Here is a 17,138-nt window from a genome sequence, read left to right on the forward strand (position 1 = left end):
TCTATCGAACCTTGATATTACAAATACTTCTATGGCAAAGCCAATTGAATTTAATTTATTTGCACCTTACAACAAAGGAGCCGCATTAATTGGTTCTTTTTCTGATTGGCAAGAGATTCCAATGGAAAAAGGTGATGATGGTTATTTTCGTACAAGTGTTGAACTAGAAGACGGCGTTTATAAATATAAATTCCGCGTTCAATCAAATTCATGGTTTTTTGAGCCAGAACAATGGGTTGATGTTACAGATCCTTGTGCAACTGACATAGATGAACAAAGTGGAAAAGACGATGGTGTTATCCGAGTCAAAGATGGTCAAAAGATTACCGATACTTATGTTTGGCAACATGATGATAAACCTTTACCTGCTGACCACGAATTAGTAATTTATGAATTGCACGTCGGTGACTTTTCTGGTGGCGAGGACGATCCTTATGCACGAGGTAAGTACAAACACGTCATTGAAAAGTTAGACTATTTGTGTGAACTGGGAATCAACGCTATTGAGTTGATGCCACTTAAAGAATATCCTGGTGATTATAGTTGGGGCTATAATCCGCGCCACTTCTTTGCAACAGAATCAAGTTATGGTTCGACTGCTGAGTTAAAAAATTTGATTGATGAGTGTCACGCTAAAGGTATTCGTGTAATTCTTGACGGTATTTATAACCACTCAGAAGCATCTGCTCCATTAACACAAATTGACCACGATTACTGGTATCATCACGATCCTCGTGACCCTGATAATAACTGGGGGCCTGAGTTTAATTACGAACATTATGACGAAAAATTAGATATTAAGCCAGCCTGGAAATTTACTGGTGAGGCAATCCGTTTTTGGATATCAGAATATCATCTTGATGGTATTCGCTATGATGCGGCGCGGCAAATTGCTAACTACGATTTCATGCACTGGATTGTTCAGGAAGCCAAAAAAACTGCTAGCATGAAGCCTTTTTACAACGTTGCCGAACACATTCCTGAAACTACCAGCATTACCAATGTAGATGGGCCAATGGATGGTTGCTGGCATGATAGTTTTTATCACTGCATTCTCGAACATATTTGCGGTGATACATTTGATTTGGAGCGTCTTAAAGATGTGATTGACTGCAAGCGCCAAGGCTTTTTGGGTGCTACCAATGTAGTAAATTATCTCACCAACCACGACCATAATCATGTGATGGTTGAACTGGGGAACCGTGAGATTTTTGACGAAGAAGCATTTCGGCGGGTCAAATTAGGAGTAGCCATCCTAATGACTGCTGTAGGTGTGCCTTTGATTTGGATGGGAGAAGAATTTGGCGAGTATAAACCTAAACAACCTGAATCATCCAAAATCGATTGGATGCTCTTAGGTAACGATCTAAATCGTAGTTTATTTGATTCATACAAAGGCTTAACCAACCTGCGTAAAAGCAATCATGCTCTCTACACAGAAAATATCGATTTTATCCACGAAAATCCTGAAGCAAAAGTATTAGCTTATACTCGTTGGAATGATGAAGGTTCTCGTGTAGTTGTAATAGCAAATTTCTCAGGAGATTTTCTAGCTGGCTATCATGTTCCTAACTTTCCTAGCGCTGGTACATGGCACGAGTGGACAGGTAATTATGATGTCGAATCTGGTGATGATGGGATCATCACAGACTTGGGACCATATGAAGCGAAAGTGTTTGTATGGCAGTAATTATATACACTACCACTCAATCAGTAGTCTAATAGCAAAGAAAAGGGGAAACATCTTTTCCCCTTTTCAGTTATTATCTTAGTTTAGGTACAGTTTAATTAGAAATTTGTCAAGCAGAAAATAAGCTATTTTAAAATTTCATAGGTTTGTGTTACACTTTTGAGTTGAAGTGCGTCTATAGAATTGCCAAAGCATCCCCATGCACAACAAATTATTTAATAGTAATATCGACAACGCTAACATTGAGAACGATCGCATTTTATTAACCCCCAATGAAGTAAAGTCAAAGTTACCTTTAACACAATTAGCCGAACAAAGAGTTTTAGCATATAGACAGGAAATAGAAGATATACTTGATTTTAAGGATCGCAGAAAATTTATAGTAGTTGGCCCATGCTCAATCCACGACCCAAAAGCAGCCCTCGAATATTCTGAGAGATTGAAAATATTGTCCGAGCGAGTCGAGGATAACTTGCTAGTAATTATGCGAGTGTATTTTGAAAAACCCAGAACAACCGTAGGCTGGAAAGGGTTAATTAACGATCCAGATATGGATGATTCTTTCCATGTAGAGAAAGGTCTATTAATTGCGCGAGAGCTACTATTAAAAATTACAGAGTTGGGATTACCTGCTGGCACAGAAGCACTAGACCCAATCATCCCTCAATACATCAGTGAACTGATTACATGGTCTGCCATCGGCGCACGCACAACCGAATCACAAACTCACCGCGAAATGGCAAGTGGGCTTTCGATGCCTGTAGGTTTTAAAAACGGTACTGACGGCAATATTCAAGTAGCTTTGAATGCCCTACAATCTGCTAGGAACCCGCATAATTTTCTGGGAATTAATCAAAACGGACAGGTCAGCGTCTTTCAAACTAAAGGTAATGGCTACGGTCACGTAATTTTAAGGGGTGGTAGTCAACCCAACTTCGATCCAGCAAATGTCAAACTGGTAGAAGAGAAATTAAAACAGGCAAATTTACCACCAAGAATTGTGATCGACTGTAGCCACGGCAATACCAATAAAGATTACAAATTACAAGGTGCTGTTTTAGAAAATGTTATTCAGCAAATAGTGGATGGTAATACATCAATTGTTGGCATGATGCTGGAATCGCATTTGTATGAAGGTAGTCAACCAATTACTGGTAAACAAGAAGAATTAAAATATGGTGTTTCTGTAACCGACAAATGTATTAGCTGGGAAGAAACTGAAAAAATTATTTTGGCTGCTCACGAAAAACTTAAATGAGAAGTCAAAAGTCAGAATACAATCAATGCGGGATTTAGAGGATGTTTGTCAATTCTTAAAGTATACTAATAAACCCCGCTTCCATTACTCTCCCTGTTTGGGCTACGGTGTACACACAAATTGAAAAATCTGCTCTACATTAGCTTTGCTTTAATTTTGTAGGGTGCGTTATAGGCTTTAGTCCTAACGTACCGAAAATCTCTGACGGTGTGTTATCGCGTGAGCGTAACGCACCCTACAAAACTAAATGATCTGGAAAAAACGCCCAAGTGGTGGCGAAGAATTTAATCTATCGAGAGAAAAGTTTAAGATTTGCAATGTTGTGTGAGCTTACACAGGGTACGGGAGTTCGAGTGGTATCCAATCAGTAGAAGTCGAATTTCCAACAGAAGAGATACCTCCTGCCGTATTTTAAGATATACCCAAGATACATGTAATAGTATCTAATATGTGCTAATAACTCAATAATACCAACTGAAAGATTGAAAATTAGTATTTTTCTACATAAAATTAAAAATCTAAAATTAAAAATTGGTAACACTGATGGTTAGGAGTGTTAAAGTTTCAAGAAATTCACCGAAACTTTTCAGCGGGTATTCATGCTGAAGAAACTACAGAAAAAGCAAATTTCGATAATTGCGGGTGCAGCACTCTTTGCCTTTTTGACTGGGGCAATGGTATCAGCACCTGAGATTGGCAAGTCTCTGGGGAAATGGCTCAAACTGAGTCAGAACCAAGCAGAGCAAAGATCGGACGGTAGTGTTGCCCAATCAGCCGTCTTTGGGCTGATATCGCAATCACTGCCAGAACGGGCGGCAAAACTAGCAACGATCGCTCAAGAATCGCGATCGCCAGACCGAAATCGCGCTCGTTATCTTTTGGCGAGTGATTACATTGAAAGAACCCAAGGGCAAAAAGCTCTGGTTTTACTCCAAGGACTAGAGAAAGACTATCCCATCCTCGCGCCTTACATTTTGCTCAAACAAGCCCAGGCAGAGGATATGCTGGGCGAGGATGGCAAAGCCTCGGATCTCAGGCAAAGGGTGCTGAAACAGTATCCCAAAGAAGCGGCCAGTGTGAAAGCGTTATATCTGATTGCTCAACCAAAGCAACAAGAAACTGCGATCGCTCAATTTCCTTCCAATCCTCTAACTTGGGAAATTATCCGCAAACGCTTGCAAGAAAATCCCAATCAGCCAGAATTACAGTTAATTTTGGCTAAGTATGCCTACGATCAACCAGGTATAGTGGGCGTTTTGGATCAGCTAGTAAAACAGACTACCCTCAAACCCGAAGATTGGGAACTCATTGGTACTAGCTATTGGGAAAATAGTCAATTTCCGAAAGCGGCGAATGCTTATGCCAAAGCGCCCAAAACATCGCGCAACCTCTACCGTACTGCACGAGGGTTACAGGTGGGAGGCAAAGATAAAGAAAAAGCGATCGCTACCTATAAACAATTAGTGCAGCAATTTCCCAATAGTGAGGAAGCTGGGACGGCACTACTGCGGTTAGCAGAAACCGCAAAAACACCTAAAGACGGCTTACCCTATCTTGACCAGGTAATTAGTAAATTTCCCAAACAAGCTGGTACTGCACTGGCACAAAAAGCCAAAATCCAAACTCTCAAGGATCAAAAGTCAGCTAGCGCAGCGTGGCAATTACTCATAGCTAAATACGGTAACTCTGACGAAGCCGCAGAGTACCGTTGGAAAATTGCCCAAGATAAAGCCAATGCCAAAGATTACGTCGGTGCTTGGCAATGGGCAGAACCAATTGTCACTAATAACCCCAATAGTATTTTGGCTCCAAGAGCAGGCTTTTGGGTAGGTAAATGGGCAGCTTCTTTGGGGAAACAACAAGAATCTAAAACTGCTTATGAATATGTGATTAGCCAGTTTCCTTACTCTTACTATGCATGGCGAGCCGCGACAATGTTGGGGCTAAATGTCGGCAACTTTGACAACGTGCGCGTCATGAACCCGGAAGTCATCGCACCCCAGCGTTCATTACCGCCTGCTGGTTCTGAAACTTTCAAAGAATTGTATCTGTTGGGTCAAGACCGCGATGCCTGGTTACAATGGCAAACAGAATTTCAGAACAAAATTCAGCCAACAGTAGCAGAGCAATTTACTGAAGGGTTGATGCGGCAGGCTAAAGGAGAAAATCTCATCGGAATTGATGAAATTTCTAAATTGGAAGACCGAGAAATCCCAGCCGAACTTGCCCAATATCAGACTTTGAGTAAACAGATTACCTACTGGCAAGCCCGTTATCCATTTCCCTATGTCCGGGAGATTGAAAAGTGGTCTATTGACCGTAAACTTAATCCTCTGCTAGTAACTGCTCTAATGCGTCAAGAGTCACGGTTTGAACCAAAAATCAAATCTACCGCTGATGCTACTGGTTTAATGCAGCTGTTGCCGAGTACTGCTAAATGGATCGCGCCACAAATCAAGGTGGATTTCAAAACAATAAACTTAGAAAATCCCAATGATAACATCATGCTGGGTACATGGTATTTGGGTCATACCCACGATCAATATAACAATAACTCCTTGCTGGCGATCGCTAGTTACAATGCTGGCCCCGGCAATGTCTCCAAATGGTTGCAAACTTTAACTACAAAAGATCCAGATGAGTTTGTTGAACAAATTCCTTTTGATGAAACTAAAAACTATGTGCGGCAAGTATTTGGCAACTACTGGAATTATCTAAGGCTTTACAACCCTGAGATTTCTGGCATAGTGACAAAGTACTCTACCACACACCCACAGCTACCAGCGCGATAATCTGAGAAAGTTATGAGTTGTGAGTGTTGAGTTCAAGCAATTTTTTAATTCAAAGTTCACAACTCGTATCATAGTTATATCTGTTTTGTCATGTGCTGGTAAGAGTGTTATTAAACACAATTTTTGGAGAGGCGATCGCTAATAGTTTGAGTTAATATATCTTAATGTATTCGGTATTGCTTTTTTAGCGCCCCAATGGAGTTAACTTCAAAAGAATTTAAGTCAGAACTGATATTAGAAGTTCAAGCCTGCCTGCAATTAGCAGTTCCTTTGGTAATTACTCAAATATTAGAAGCGGGCATTCCTTTATTGGATGGGGTGATGATGGGCTTACTTAACAGCCAAGCTTTAGCTGCGGGTGCTTTAGGTGCTGTTACCTTTTCTACCCTAGCTTCCGTTTGTCGTTCTGTTCTTTCAGCCGCGGGTGTGAGTGTCGCCAATGCTTTTGGTGCAGGAAAGATAGACCAAGTGAGCCGTGCTACCGGTCAAGGAATTTGGTTAGCCGTGACGATGTGCTTACCTGTGATGTTTATCATTTGGCACTTTGACTATATCCTGCTGTTAACTGGTCAAGAAGAAAGCAATGTATTATTAGCTCAAACATATTTGCGAGCTATTGTTTGGGCTTTTCCGGCTGCCCTCGGTTTTTGTATCTTAAAAGAAGTTAGCTCTGCCCTCAATCGCCCCCAATTCTTAACAGTAATTACGGTAGCTGGACTATTATTAAATGCGGTTGCTAATTACGTGTTAATGTTCGGCAAATTTGGTTTACCAGCCCTTGGTTTAGCTGGTATTGGTTGGGGAAGCACACTCATTTTTTGGCTAAATTTTATCGCTGCCGCCAGTTGGATTTGCTTTGATAACTACTTTAAAGACTATCAGCTTGATTGTGCTTTGCATCAGTTCGATAAAGATATGTTTATAGATATCTTCCAAACTGGGTGGTTTTTGGGGTTGCAGTATGGAGCAGAAATTGGAGTATTCACTGCCACTGCTTTACTGATGGGGTGGTTTGGAACAGAGACGTTAGCAGCACATGAAATTACCGTCGAGACAGAAAGTTTTGTCGAAACAGTGTCTATAGGTATTTCCTATGCTGTCACGATGAGAGTAGGACAGTTGAGGGGACAAAACGATCTCAAGGGTGCAAGCAGAGCAGGATTAGTTTGCATTGCGCTTGTTACTCCTTTTGTAAGTATTGTGGCACTAATTTTTTGGCTGTTTCCCAACTATATTGTGGCAATGTATTTGAACACCAGTAATCTAGATAATATCGAGATAGTTAAAACGGCAACTTCTTTCCTGGCTGCGGGGGCAATAGTCCAAATATTTTATTCTATTCAGACTATTGCTGCTGGTGCTTTAATCGGGTTGAAAGACACCAAAGTGCCAGTCTTAATTACTATGTTCGCTTACTGGGGAGTCGGTCTAGGTGGGGGCTATGTGATGGCATTCACTTTCGGCTGGGGTGCTATAGGTTTATGGTTGGGTTTAGTACTAGGGCTACTTATGGGTGCAGTGCTTTTAACTGGGCGTTTTTATCTTTTGACTTCTGAGATTGAGTCTGATTGACTAAAAAGGTAGAAGGGCAAGGGGAAGAGAACAAGGGGAAAGACTTATTGCAAGTTCTTATATCATGTCCGCTTGATTACTTATCAAACCCGAAGAACCCCACCCCGCCAAAGCTACGCTTTGTCTCCCCTCCCCGCTTGCGGGGAGGGGATTAAGGGGTGGGGTGCAATGACTGTGGGAATCATAACTAATTATGCGGACATGATATCACTCATGTTTCCTTGTCCCGTCCCCTTGTCTCCACTGCCCTAACGTGTAGGTTTGTTGCACAGCGATTGGAAAATAAAGCATAGAAGTAAGTGGGATAGGTAACTCGAATGCTGAAAAATGAGTACCTCAAATAGTGGTCGTGCATAGTATCAACAATGCCCACTTCTGATTACTGGTTAGAAGGTCTAAGTCTATCCCGCCAAGATGGTTGTGACGATGAAGAACCTGAAGAACCAGAACTATTTTCGGGAGACGACTCTCGCCGACTTCTTTGAGGTGGGGGTGAATCAGATTCTACTCTTCTAGAGCGTCGCCGTGGAGTAGATGATTCTGAGGAGGAGTTACTAGAACTTGATTCGCTGCTCCCGCGTCTTCTCCGTCTTGGGGTATAATCGCTCGATTGCTGTTCTTCTTGAGAATATCTTCTTCTGCTTCTACGTCTCCTAGATGAACCACTCTCCTCAGAATTAGAATTTCTCGCACTTTCCCCTTCTGAGTCATCATCTTTAGAGGCAATAGAACGATTCAGCACTTGTTTGGGCTTGATGGACTGGGCTTTGATAGTGCCTTTGCGACCGTCTAACTTGGGTCGTTTAGGAAACTTTTCTACAGGCATCCCCTCTACCGCTTTTTCCATAAATTCGTGCCAAGTGTAAGCGGCACTGCTACTACTGCCATAAGTGGGGCGGTTGTCATCGTTACCTAGCCATACCCCTGTCACCATTTGAGGAATGTAGCCAATAAACCATAAATCGCGGGCTTCATCGGAGGTGCCGGTTTTGCCTGCAACTGCTCTATTATCTAATTGGGCAGCACCGCCAGTTCCCGCTTCGACGACGTTGCGTAGCATCCAAGTCATGATGGCGGCACTGTCAGCGTCAAGGGCGCGCTTTGACTTGAAATTAGCTGACCAGATGACTTTGCCTTGGCGGTTGAGGATGCGGGTAATACCATGAGGTTCTGCGTGCAATCCCTGAGTGGCAAAACTGCCATAAGCGCTGGTCAACTCTAACAGATTGACTTCATTTGAACCAAGAGCCAAGGAGTAGGTGGGCTTGAGTTCAGATTTTATCCCCATATCATGGGCAAGTTTAATCGTGGGTGTAAATCCCACATCAATCAACGTCTTCACCGCAACAATATTAACAGAGCGGGTGAGAGCATCTCGGATGTTCATTGAACCGTGGAAGTTTTCACTATAGTTTTTCGGTTCATAGCCGTCTACGACAAAGGGCGCATCCTCGTAGCTATCGTAGGGGCTTTTGCCAGTAGCGATCGCAGTCGCATATACAAACCCTTTAAATGTCGATCCTGGCTGCCGTTGTGCCTGGGTAACTCGATTAAACTGATTTTTACCAAAGTCTTTTCCCCCAACCATTGCCTTAATTTCACCGTTGCGGGGGTCTATGGCCACCATTGCAGCTTGCTTAAAGTTTTCCCAGCGTCCTTGATTTCGCAATGTTTTTGCAACTGCCTCTTCTGCCACCTTCTGCCAACTTGGATTCAGCGTGGTTTCTACTACTAAACCTCCACTTTTGAGCACATTAGGAGAAACATACTTGGGCAATTCTTTTTGGATGTAGCTGGTAAAGTAGGGTGATTCTACTTGGACTCGCTTGGGTAAACTGCTTTTGAGGGTTAATGGCTCTTGAACTGCTGCCTGCCTTTGCTCTGGTGTAATTACTTTATCTTCCTGCATCCGTAGCAATACTAAGTCACGCCGCCGTTTTGCCGCTTCGGGATTTTTGTCTGGGGCGTATAAGCTAGGAGCAGGAGCTAATCCAGCAATCGTTGCCATTTCCGCGAGGGAAAGTTGGTCTGGCGTTTTACTAAAGTATACCCAGGCGGCATCTGCCACACCATAAGCTCCAGATCCCAAATAAACCAGATTTAGGTAACGCTCTAAAATCTGATCTTTGGTTAATTCTTGCTCCATTTTTTGGGCAAGGCGGACTTCCTTGAGTTTGCGCCAGATTGTCTGCTCTTGTTTCAAAAAGAGAATCCGCGTTAGCTGTTGGGTGATGGTGCTACCACCTTCTACCACACCTTGCGATCGCAAATTATTCAAACCCGCTCTGACAATCCCTTGCGGATCGACTCCATTGTGTTGCCTAAATCTTCTATCTTCTGAGGCGATGAAAGCTTTTTTTAAATTATCTGGTATTTGTTCTAGCTGTAGCTGTTCTCTGGTCGCTTCACCTTGTTGTTGTAATATGCTGCCATCAGCAGCTTTAATGGTCAGTGTTTGCTCTCGCAACACAGCATTCAACTCGGACTGATCTGGCAAAGTCCGATCTATTAAACTGATGCCGTAGATCGAGGCAACTATCCCACCACCAACACCTAAACCTGCCCAAAACCAGAAGCGGCGATAGAGTGGTCTAGCGCCAGTTGCCCGATTGACCCTCATCTTAGGTAAAATTTTCATTTTGCTTAGTAACTGCCTCGTTTGCGCCAGATATGCTGGTGGTAAGCTCTCATTCGTTCCTCCTTGTCCAGAGTCACTCAAATTAGTTGGTCTTCGCTTGAACCAGGAGGTAAGCTTCCCCACGTCAGTTCCTCGCTCAAAGTAGTAAGCAATTATATAACCACCATCAATCAACTTTGGGGTTATAGCACTACCATTGTGTTAGTATAATATCCTATAAATAATTAACTGAATTCACTATAAAATAATGTTTTTTAAATTTGGTTAATTTAGTTTTGTAAAAAATGCGGTAATTTGAATCACTACTGCGAATATAAAAGCTATTGACAAGCATCCGCAAAAATAGCCCGAAAACGGCTTATTTCAGGAAAGTATAATGTCTACACCGGGCTACGACAAAGCAGAGCTAAGACGAAGCGCCGTTGCTCTTGGTAGTAATATTGGCGATTCCCAGACAATTTTAGAAACAGCTCTAGAGACTTTAGCCCAAACGCCAGGTATTGTTTTACAAGCCAGATCCCATTGGTATCAAACCAAAGCTGTCGGGCCACCACAGCCAGATTACCTCAACGGCTGCGTCACATTGCAAGTAGAAATATTTCCCCAGCAGTTATTAGAAATTTTGTTAGGAATTGAACAACAATTTGGGCGCGTGCGTCAGGAGCGCTGGGGGCCACGAACCCTAGATTTGGATTTGTTATTATATGATGACATTACTTTGGATACACCAAATCTCCAGATTCCCCATCCACGAATGCGGGATCGGGCCTTTGTATTAGTCCCCTTGGCAGAAATTGCCCCAGATTGGATAGAACCAGTTTCCGGGTGTGTTATTAAAGAGCTGCTGAAAGAGGTAGACTGTTCTGATGTACATTTATGGATGGACAATTAAAATTACCATCCTTAAAAGCAGAAGAACACTGATTTTGCCTCTGTATTCACAGATAATCAGATTTTACTATGCCATTAGGTAGAGAATTACCACAACTGCTGAGACAACGCCTGTTTCATAAAGGACGCAAGTTTGATTTTGAAGTGAATCGCTTGCGTTTGCCGAATAAATCGGAAGGAGAATGGGAATGTATTCGTCACCCTGGCGGTGCGCTAGCTGTGCCAGTGACAGCGGAAGGTAAACTTATACTGGTGCGCCAGTATCGTTTTGCAATTCAGGGACGGATATTAGAATTTCCGGCGGGGACATTAGAAGTAAATGAACAGCCTTTAGAAACAATACAACGTGAAATTGCTGAAGAAACTGGCTATAGTGCCCAAAAATGGGACAAATTAGGCGAATTTTTCTTAGCTCCTGGCTATTCTGATGAAATTATCTATGCTTTTCTGGCGCGAGATTTAGAAAAGCTGGAGACACCACCACCACAAGATGGAGACGAAGATATCGAAACTGTGTTTATGACTCCTGAAGAGTTAGAAAAAGCTATTCTGGGGGGAGAGCCGGTAGATGCTAAATCAGTTTCTAGCTTTTTTCTGGCGCGTCCGTTTTTAGTTTAATACCCTTATGCTGCTAGAGTTAGCGATTGCAGATGCCTACGGTGCAGGTTTTGAATATGCAGACGAAACGATCGCTAACAACGATTTGAGTCGATACGTTGAACATCCGCGTTTTCGACTCAATCCTGGCAGCTACACCGACGACACCCAGATGAGTATTGGCATTGCGGAAGTGATTGTCGCTCAATCAGCATGGACGCCAGAAGTTTTAGCCGATAGTTTTGTTAGAGCTTTTAAACGCGATTGAAGAGAAGGTTATGCTCGAAACTTCTACCATTTTCTACTAGAAATTCAGGATGGGGAAGAGTTTTTAACGAAAATTAACCCTGATAGTGACAAAAGCGGGGGAGCAATGCGTGCAGCACCCATTGGCATCTATCCCACACCAGAAAAAGTCATTGAGGCGGCAACAATTCAAGCGGCAATTACCCACAATACAACCGATGGGATCAATGCTGCTGTTGCGGCTGCCTTAATGTCGCATTATTTTATCTATCGACTGGGAGCAAAACGCAAATTAGGACAGTTTCTGGAAGGTTATGTATCTGGATGGAGTAAACCGTGGGAAGGTAAAGTCAAGTCCAAAGGCTGGATGAGTGTCAGAGCAGCGATTACTGCGGTGATGCGAAATGACAGCATGAGCGAACTTTTACAAGATTGTATCGCTTTTACTGGGGATGTAGATACAGTCGCTGCGATGTCTACGACGGGCTACGCCTACGCACTGGCTGCTGGTTCTTGTAGCGAAGAAATTACTCAAGACATTCCCAATCATCTTGTCACAGGGTTAGAGAATGGAGCTTACGGTAGAGATTACCTCATCGAACTGGATGAGCAGTTAATGAGTTTGGTGGGTAAAAAGATCGGCTAAATCTAATACATCTGAGTAGCACTAGGTAATCTTATTTTTCTAATTTGGGAGCGAGTTGAGTTCAGATGCTCTCTCGTTGGCGTAGCTTCTCCGGCAGGAGAAGAGTAACCTAACATTTTCATAGCTTTGTTGGGTTGCGCTTTGCTTCACCCAACCTACAATTTTTCTTAACTGAACTGTATTGGTTTAGAACCACTCTTTTAAGTTTATTACTCATTATCTACGTAGTTACTAAACTTGAAAATTGTTGTAATCATCAAATAATCAGTTATTTTTAGACTCAAATAGCTATTTGTTTAGTATCTAGCCGTGCTTCTATATTTGCAGATATATATCGAGATAAACACTGTTCTACATATAAACATATATTTCTTATATAGCCTAGTTTAAATATCAATTTATACCTTGTGTTCTTTCAAAAAAAGCTCCATGATTGATTTAGAAAGCCCATAGCTATAGGTTGGTTAGTTAATAAGTATGCCAATATAATTCATAAATATTTCCGATTTCTAACAAGAAAATATCTGATATTTATCTCAAGTTTACTTAGGTTGGAGTTTGATTAACTCATGCTAGAAGGATGGATTCAAATTATATTAACGCTACTAATTGTAGTAGTAATTACTCCTGTTTTTGGGCGCTATATGGCGCGTGTCTACCTAGAGCAAAGTACTTTTCTCGATCCGATTTTGAATCCGGTTGAGCGAGTGCTTTATGCTTTGGTTGGCGTTAAAAGCAAAGAAAATATGACTGGCTGGCAGTATGGGCGGGCAATCCTATACAGCAATGTCGCAATGGGGTTGCTGATTTTCTTGATTATTATGAATCAAGGATGGCTGCCATTAAACCCAACTAAGATAGATGCCCCAACCTGGGATACAGTGCTGCATACGACTATTTCTTTTATTACTAATACTAACCAGCAGCACTATTCTGGTGAAACCTACATGAGCTATGGCAGCCAAGTGTGGGGACTTGGTTATCATATGTTTACTTCTGCTGCCACTGGTTTAGCGGTAGGGATTGCCTTTATTCGCGGATTGACGGGTAGATCGTTGGGCAACTTTTATGTAGATTTAATTCGCTCGATTACCCGAATTTTGCTGCCTATTTGTCTTGTCGGTGGCATTGTCTTAATGGCATCTGGCGTTCCCGAAACACTGGGGGGTGCGGTTGTATTCCCTACCTTGGAAGATGCGACTATTAGTCAAGCGATCGCTCGTGGCCCTGTTGCCCATTTTGAAATTATCAAACAATTAGGAGAAAACGGCGGCGGTTTTTTTGCCATCAACTCGGCACACCCCTTTGAAAATCCCAACGGATTTTCTAACTTGATTCAGATTGTTGCCATGCTTTCGATTCCTACTTCCCTAATCTACACTTATGGGTTGTTTGCGAATAACACTAAGCAAGCTTGGTTAGTCTACGGTATGGTAGGCATTCTTTATCTAGTATTTATCATCGTCACTGCCATTGGTGAATATAACGGTAATCCGGCTGTGAATGCACTGCTGGGTAGTCAGCAACCGAACTTAGAGGGAAAAGAAGTCCGGTTTAGTTGGGCACAATCTGCACTATTTGCAACTAGTACAACTGGTACTATGTGCGGCGCAGTCAACAGTTTACACGACTCATTTATGCCTAACGGTGGTTTTATTACCCTTTCTAATATGTTCCTGCAAATTATTTGGGGTGGACAGGGTACGGGAACCGCTTATTTGTTTGCTTACCTAATTCTGGCTGTGTTCGCTACAGGGTTGATGGTGGGACGTACACCAGAATTTCTCGGACGCAAGATTGAAAAGCGCGAGGTTGTACTTGCTAGTTTCCTGATTTTGCTAGTTCACCCGATCGCAATTATGATTCCCGCAGGTATCGCCTTGGCGTTTCCCGATCAACTATCAGGAATTAGTAATCCCGGATTCCACGGTTTTGCTCAAGTTATTTATGAATATGCCTCCGCTGCTGCTAACAACGGTTCTGGCTTTGAAGGCTTGGGAGATTCACAACCTTCACCTTTTGCGATCGCTACAGGTACAAAAACCACTGCAACTGCTTTGTGGTGGAACTTGAGTACATGCTTTAGTTTAATTGCTGGACGCTATATTCCCATCATCGGTTTGCTGTTTTTAGCAGATAGTATGTCTCGTAAGCAAGCTGTTCCCTACACCACTGGTACATTGCGAACCGATACCGGACTATTTACAGGGGTTACCGCAGGGGTGATTTTAATCCTGGGCGCACTTACATTCTTCCCAGTTTTAGCATTAGGCCCCATCGGTGAAGCTTTCTTTATCGCTAAAGGTATCGGGTAGGGATTGGGGACAAGGGGGACAAGGAGAATTAAAAACTGATTCATCCACCTTGGAACTGGATGAATCCACCTCAGAACTCCGTTCATCCACCTTGGAACTGGATGAATCCACCTCAGAACTCCGTTCATCCACCTCGGAACTGGATGAATCCACCTCAGAACTCCGTTCATCCACCTCGGAACTGGATGAATCCACCTCAGAACTCCGTTCATCCACCTCGGAACTGGATGAATCCACCTTAGAACTCCGTTCATCCACCTTGGAACTGGATGAATCCACCTCAGAACTTCGTTCATCCACCTTGGAACTGGATGAATCCACCTCAAAGACTCATGCTCAAAATTTAATGTATGCCAATGACTACTGATTCTCCCTCCCCCCGTATTCCATCTGGAACTCGTGACTCGCGCAAACATACCCCCAAAACAGATATGCGGGGACTTTATCAAAGAGCAATTCGTGAGTCATTTGTCAAGCTCGATCCGCGAATTACTGTTAGAAACCCAGTGATGTTTGTTGTTTGGGTAGGGACAATTATCACCTTGCTTGTTACCCTTAACCCAAATCTATTCGGCACAATCCAGGCAGATGTCAATCAACAACGCCTCTTAAACGGGTTGATTACCTTTATTCTCTTTTTCACCCTCGTTTTTGCCAACTTTGCCGAAGCCGTGGCTGAAGGACGCGGTAAAGCACAAGCTGATTCACTGCGATCGACGCGATCTGATACGATCGCTAATAAAATCTTCCCAGATGGTTCTGTACAACAAGTCAATTCTACGGAACTGCGACGGGGCGATTTGGTAAAAGTGGTTGCAAATAATATGATTCCCGCCGATGGGGATGTAATTAAAGGCATCGGCTCGGTGGATGAGTCGGCAATCACTGGAGAATCTGCCCCGGTACTGAAGCAACCAGGTACAGATATTGCTAGTTCGGTGACAGGCGGTACACGCTTACTCTCCGATGAGTTGACAATTCGCATTAGTGCCGATCCTGGTCAAGGCTTTATCGATCGCATGATTGCCCTGGTAGAAGGAGCAGAACGCAGCAAAACTCCCAACGAGATTGCTTTGACGGTATTGTTGGCAGTATTAACGCAAGTGTTCTTGATTGTGGTGGCGACAATGCCCCCATTCGTCGGCTACATCGCCAGCTTTATCAGCACAGCCTTTGGAGTTGAGGCGGGGAACAGTTTGCGGGCGGGTGCTAGCGTTGCTATTCTCATCTCGCTACTAGTAGCTTTAATTCCCACAACTATCGGTGGTTTACTCAGTGCGATCGGTATTGCCGGGATGGATCGGGTTGCCCAGTTTAACGTCATTGCGACCTCTGGTCGAGCAGTAGAAGCTTGCGGCGACATCAACACCTTGGTGCTGGATAAGACAGGCACAATCACCTTGGGGAACCGGATGGCTGACGAGTTTATTCCCCTGGATAATCACTCACTAATAGATGTGGCGCGAGTTTCCTTAGCTGCTAGCTTGTTTGACGAAACGCCAGAGGGCAAATCGATTGTGATTTTAGCAGAAAAGTCCCAGGCTGGGGTAGACTTTAACATTGATAAAGCCGAAGGTGTAGAATTTTCCGCGAAAACCCGGATGAGTGGTACAAATCTACCCGATGGCAAACAAATTCGCAAAGGTGCAGTGGATGCGATTAAAGGATTTGTCCGTTCCCGTGGCGGTAATGTTCCTGATGATATAGATGCAGCTTATGAGCGAGTTTCCCGGTTAGGCGGTACACCCTTAGCTGTTTGCCAAGATGACAAAATTTATGGTGTCATCTACCTCAAAGATATTGTCAAACCCGGTTTGCGGGAGCGATTTGACCAACTCCGGCGCATGGGTGTTCGCACCATCATGCTCACAGGTGACAATCGCATTACCGCTTCGGTGATTGCTGAAGAAGCTGGGGTGGATGATTTCATTGCTGAAGCGACTCCAGAAGACAAAATTGAGGTGATTCGCTCGGAACAATCTCAGGGTAAACTGGTGGCAATGACCGGAGATGGTACGAACGATGCACCTGCTCTCGCTCAAGCAAACGTGGGTGTGGCGATGAATTCGGGGACGCAAGCTGCTAAAGAAGCTGCTAACATGGTGGACTTAGACTCAGACCCCACGAAGCTAATTGACTTAGTAACCATAGGTAAACAGTTGCTAATTACTCGTGGAGCCTTGACAACATTCTCCATCGCTAACGATATTGCCAAGTATTTTGCGATCATTCCTACTATCTTTGCTGCTGCTGGAATCGGCGCACTGAATATTATGGGGTTAAAGAGTGCCCAATCTGCGATCGTCTCGGCGCTGATTTATAATGCCTTAATTATTCCGGCATTAATTCCGCTAGCACTCAAAGGGGTGAAGTTTTTACCTTTAACCGCAGATCAACTGCTACGTCGCAACATTTTCATCTTTGGTCTTGGCGGTATCGTTGCTCCCTTCATTGCCATCAAACTGATAGATATTATCCTACCTTTGTCTTAAT

General features: G+C 43.3%; 10 protein-coding genes and 1 pseudogene. 10 read left to right on the top strand and 1 reads right to left on the bottom strand.

Translation table 11 applies throughout. The features are described 5' to 3' along the window. The first annotated feature begins 31 nt into the window (after window positions 1–31). The 4 genes from V7K44_RS28190 to V7K44_RS28205 all read left to right on the top strand — a co-directional run bounded on the left by V7K44_RS28190 (window position 32) and on the right by V7K44_RS28205 (window position 7,312). Complete coding sequence (locus tag V7K44_RS28190) at window positions 32–1,690, top strand: alpha-amylase family glycosyl hydrolase (RefSeq protein ID WP_334936572.1); 1,659 nt, start codon at window positions 32–34, stop codon at window positions 1,688–1,690. Window positions 1,691–1,889: 199 nt separating this feature from the next. Next, complete coding sequence (locus V7K44_RS28195) at window positions 1,890–2,948, top strand: 3-deoxy-7-phosphoheptulonate synthase (RefSeq protein ID WP_334936574.1); 1,059 nt, start codon at window positions 1,890–1,892, stop codon at window positions 2,946–2,948. Window positions 2,949–3,547: 599 nt separating this feature from the next. Next, the gene (locus V7K44_RS28200) at window positions 3,548–5,740 is read left to right on the top strand and encodes a lytic transglycosylase domain-containing protein (RefSeq protein ID WP_334936576.1); all 2,193 of its coding nucleotides are present in this window, start codon (window positions 3,548–3,550) and stop codon (window positions 5,738–5,740) included. 195 nt (window positions 5,741–5,935) lie between these two features. Continuing rightward, a complete protein-coding gene (locus V7K44_RS28205; RefSeq protein ID WP_334936578.1) occupies window positions 5,936–7,312 on the top strand; it encodes an MATE family efflux transporter in 1,377 nt (458 codons plus the stop codon). A gap of 379 nt (window positions 7,313–7,691) precedes the next feature. On the opposite strand, the gene V7K44_RS28210 is transcribed toward V7K44_RS28205, so the two are convergent. Beyond that, entirely contained in the window at window positions 7,692–10,073 is a 2,382-nt protein-coding gene (locus tag V7K44_RS28210; protein ID WP_334936580.1) for a transglycosylase domain-containing protein, read from the bottom strand. 253 nt (window positions 10,074–10,326) lie between these two features. Between V7K44_RS28210 and folK the strand changes: the two genes are divergently transcribed. The 6 genes and pseudogenes from folK (at window position 10,327) to kdpB (ending at window position 17,137) form a co-directional block, all read left to right on the top strand. Beyond that, complete coding sequence (gene folK, locus V7K44_RS28215) at window positions 10,327–10,842, top strand: 2-amino-4-hydroxy-6-hydroxymethyldihydropteridine diphosphokinase (RefSeq protein ID WP_334936582.1); 516 nt, start codon at window positions 10,327–10,329, stop codon at window positions 10,840–10,842. A 68-nt stretch (window positions 10,843–10,910) separates the two neighbouring features. Further along, window positions 10,911–11,459 (top strand): NUDIX hydrolase, encoded by a 549-nt coding sequence (locus tag V7K44_RS28220; RefSeq protein ID WP_334936584.1) that lies wholly within the window; start codon window positions 10,911–10,913, stop codon window positions 11,457–11,459. A gap of 7 nt (window positions 11,460–11,466) precedes the next feature. Next, window positions 11,467–12,330, top strand: a pseudogene (locus V7K44_RS28225) (ADP-ribosylglycohydrolase family protein). Window positions 12,331–12,899: 569 nt separating this feature from the next. Further along, on the top strand, window positions 12,900–14,645 hold the full coding sequence (kdpA, locus tag V7K44_RS28230; RefSeq protein WP_334936586.1) for a potassium-transporting ATPase subunit KdpA: 1,746 nt from the start codon (window positions 12,900–12,902) through the stop codon (window positions 14,643–14,645). Then, window positions 14,611–15,012 (top strand): hypothetical protein, encoded by a 402-nt coding sequence (locus tag V7K44_RS28235; RefSeq protein ID WP_334936588.1) that lies wholly within the window; start codon window positions 14,611–14,613, stop codon window positions 15,010–15,012. Before kdpA ends, V7K44_RS28235 begins: the two co-directional genes overlap by 35 nt. Next, window positions 14,996–17,137 (top strand): potassium-transporting ATPase subunit KdpB, encoded by a 2,142-nt coding sequence (gene kdpB / locus V7K44_RS28240; protein ID WP_442940724.1) that lies wholly within the window; start codon window positions 14,996–14,998, stop codon window positions 17,135–17,137. Before V7K44_RS28235 ends, kdpB begins: the two co-directional genes overlap by 17 nt. Window position 17,138: the final 1 nt, after the last annotated feature.

Origin of the sequence: Nostoc sp., assembly GCF_036917235.1 — a bacterium.
In the GTDB taxonomy this organism is placed as follows: domain Bacteria; phylum Cyanobacteriota; class Cyanobacteriia; order Cyanobacteriales; family Nostocaceae; genus Nostoc.

Bases quoted from the DNA above. Each gene is read 5' to 3' on its own strand.
- folK (WP_334936582.1), top strand. From the start codon at position 10,327: ATGTCTACACCGGGCTACGACAAAGCAGAGCTAAGACGAAGCGCCGTT.
- V7K44_RS28190 (WP_334936572.1), top strand. From the start codon at position 32: ATGGCAAAGCCAATTGAATTTAATTTATTTGCACCTTACAACAAAGGA.
- kdpA (WP_334936586.1), top strand. From the start codon at position 12,900: ATGCTAGAAGGATGGATTCAAATTATATTAACGCTACTAATTGTAGTA.
- kdpB (WP_442940724.1), top strand. From the start codon at position 14,996: ATGCCAATGACTACTGATTCTCCCTCCCCCCGTATTCCATCTGGAACT.
- V7K44_RS28200 (WP_334936576.1), top strand. From the start codon at position 3,548: ATGCTGAAGAAACTACAGAAAAAGCAAATTTCGATAATTGCGGGTGCA.
- V7K44_RS28205 (WP_334936578.1), top strand. From the start codon at position 5,936: ATGGAGTTAACTTCAAAAGAATTTAAGTCAGAACTGATATTAGAAGTT.
- V7K44_RS28195 (WP_334936574.1), top strand. From the start codon at position 1,890: ATGCACAACAAATTATTTAATAGTAATATCGACAACGCTAACATTGAG.
- V7K44_RS28220 (WP_334936584.1), top strand. From the start codon at position 10,911: ATGCCATTAGGTAGAGAATTACCACAACTGCTGAGACAACGCCTGTTT.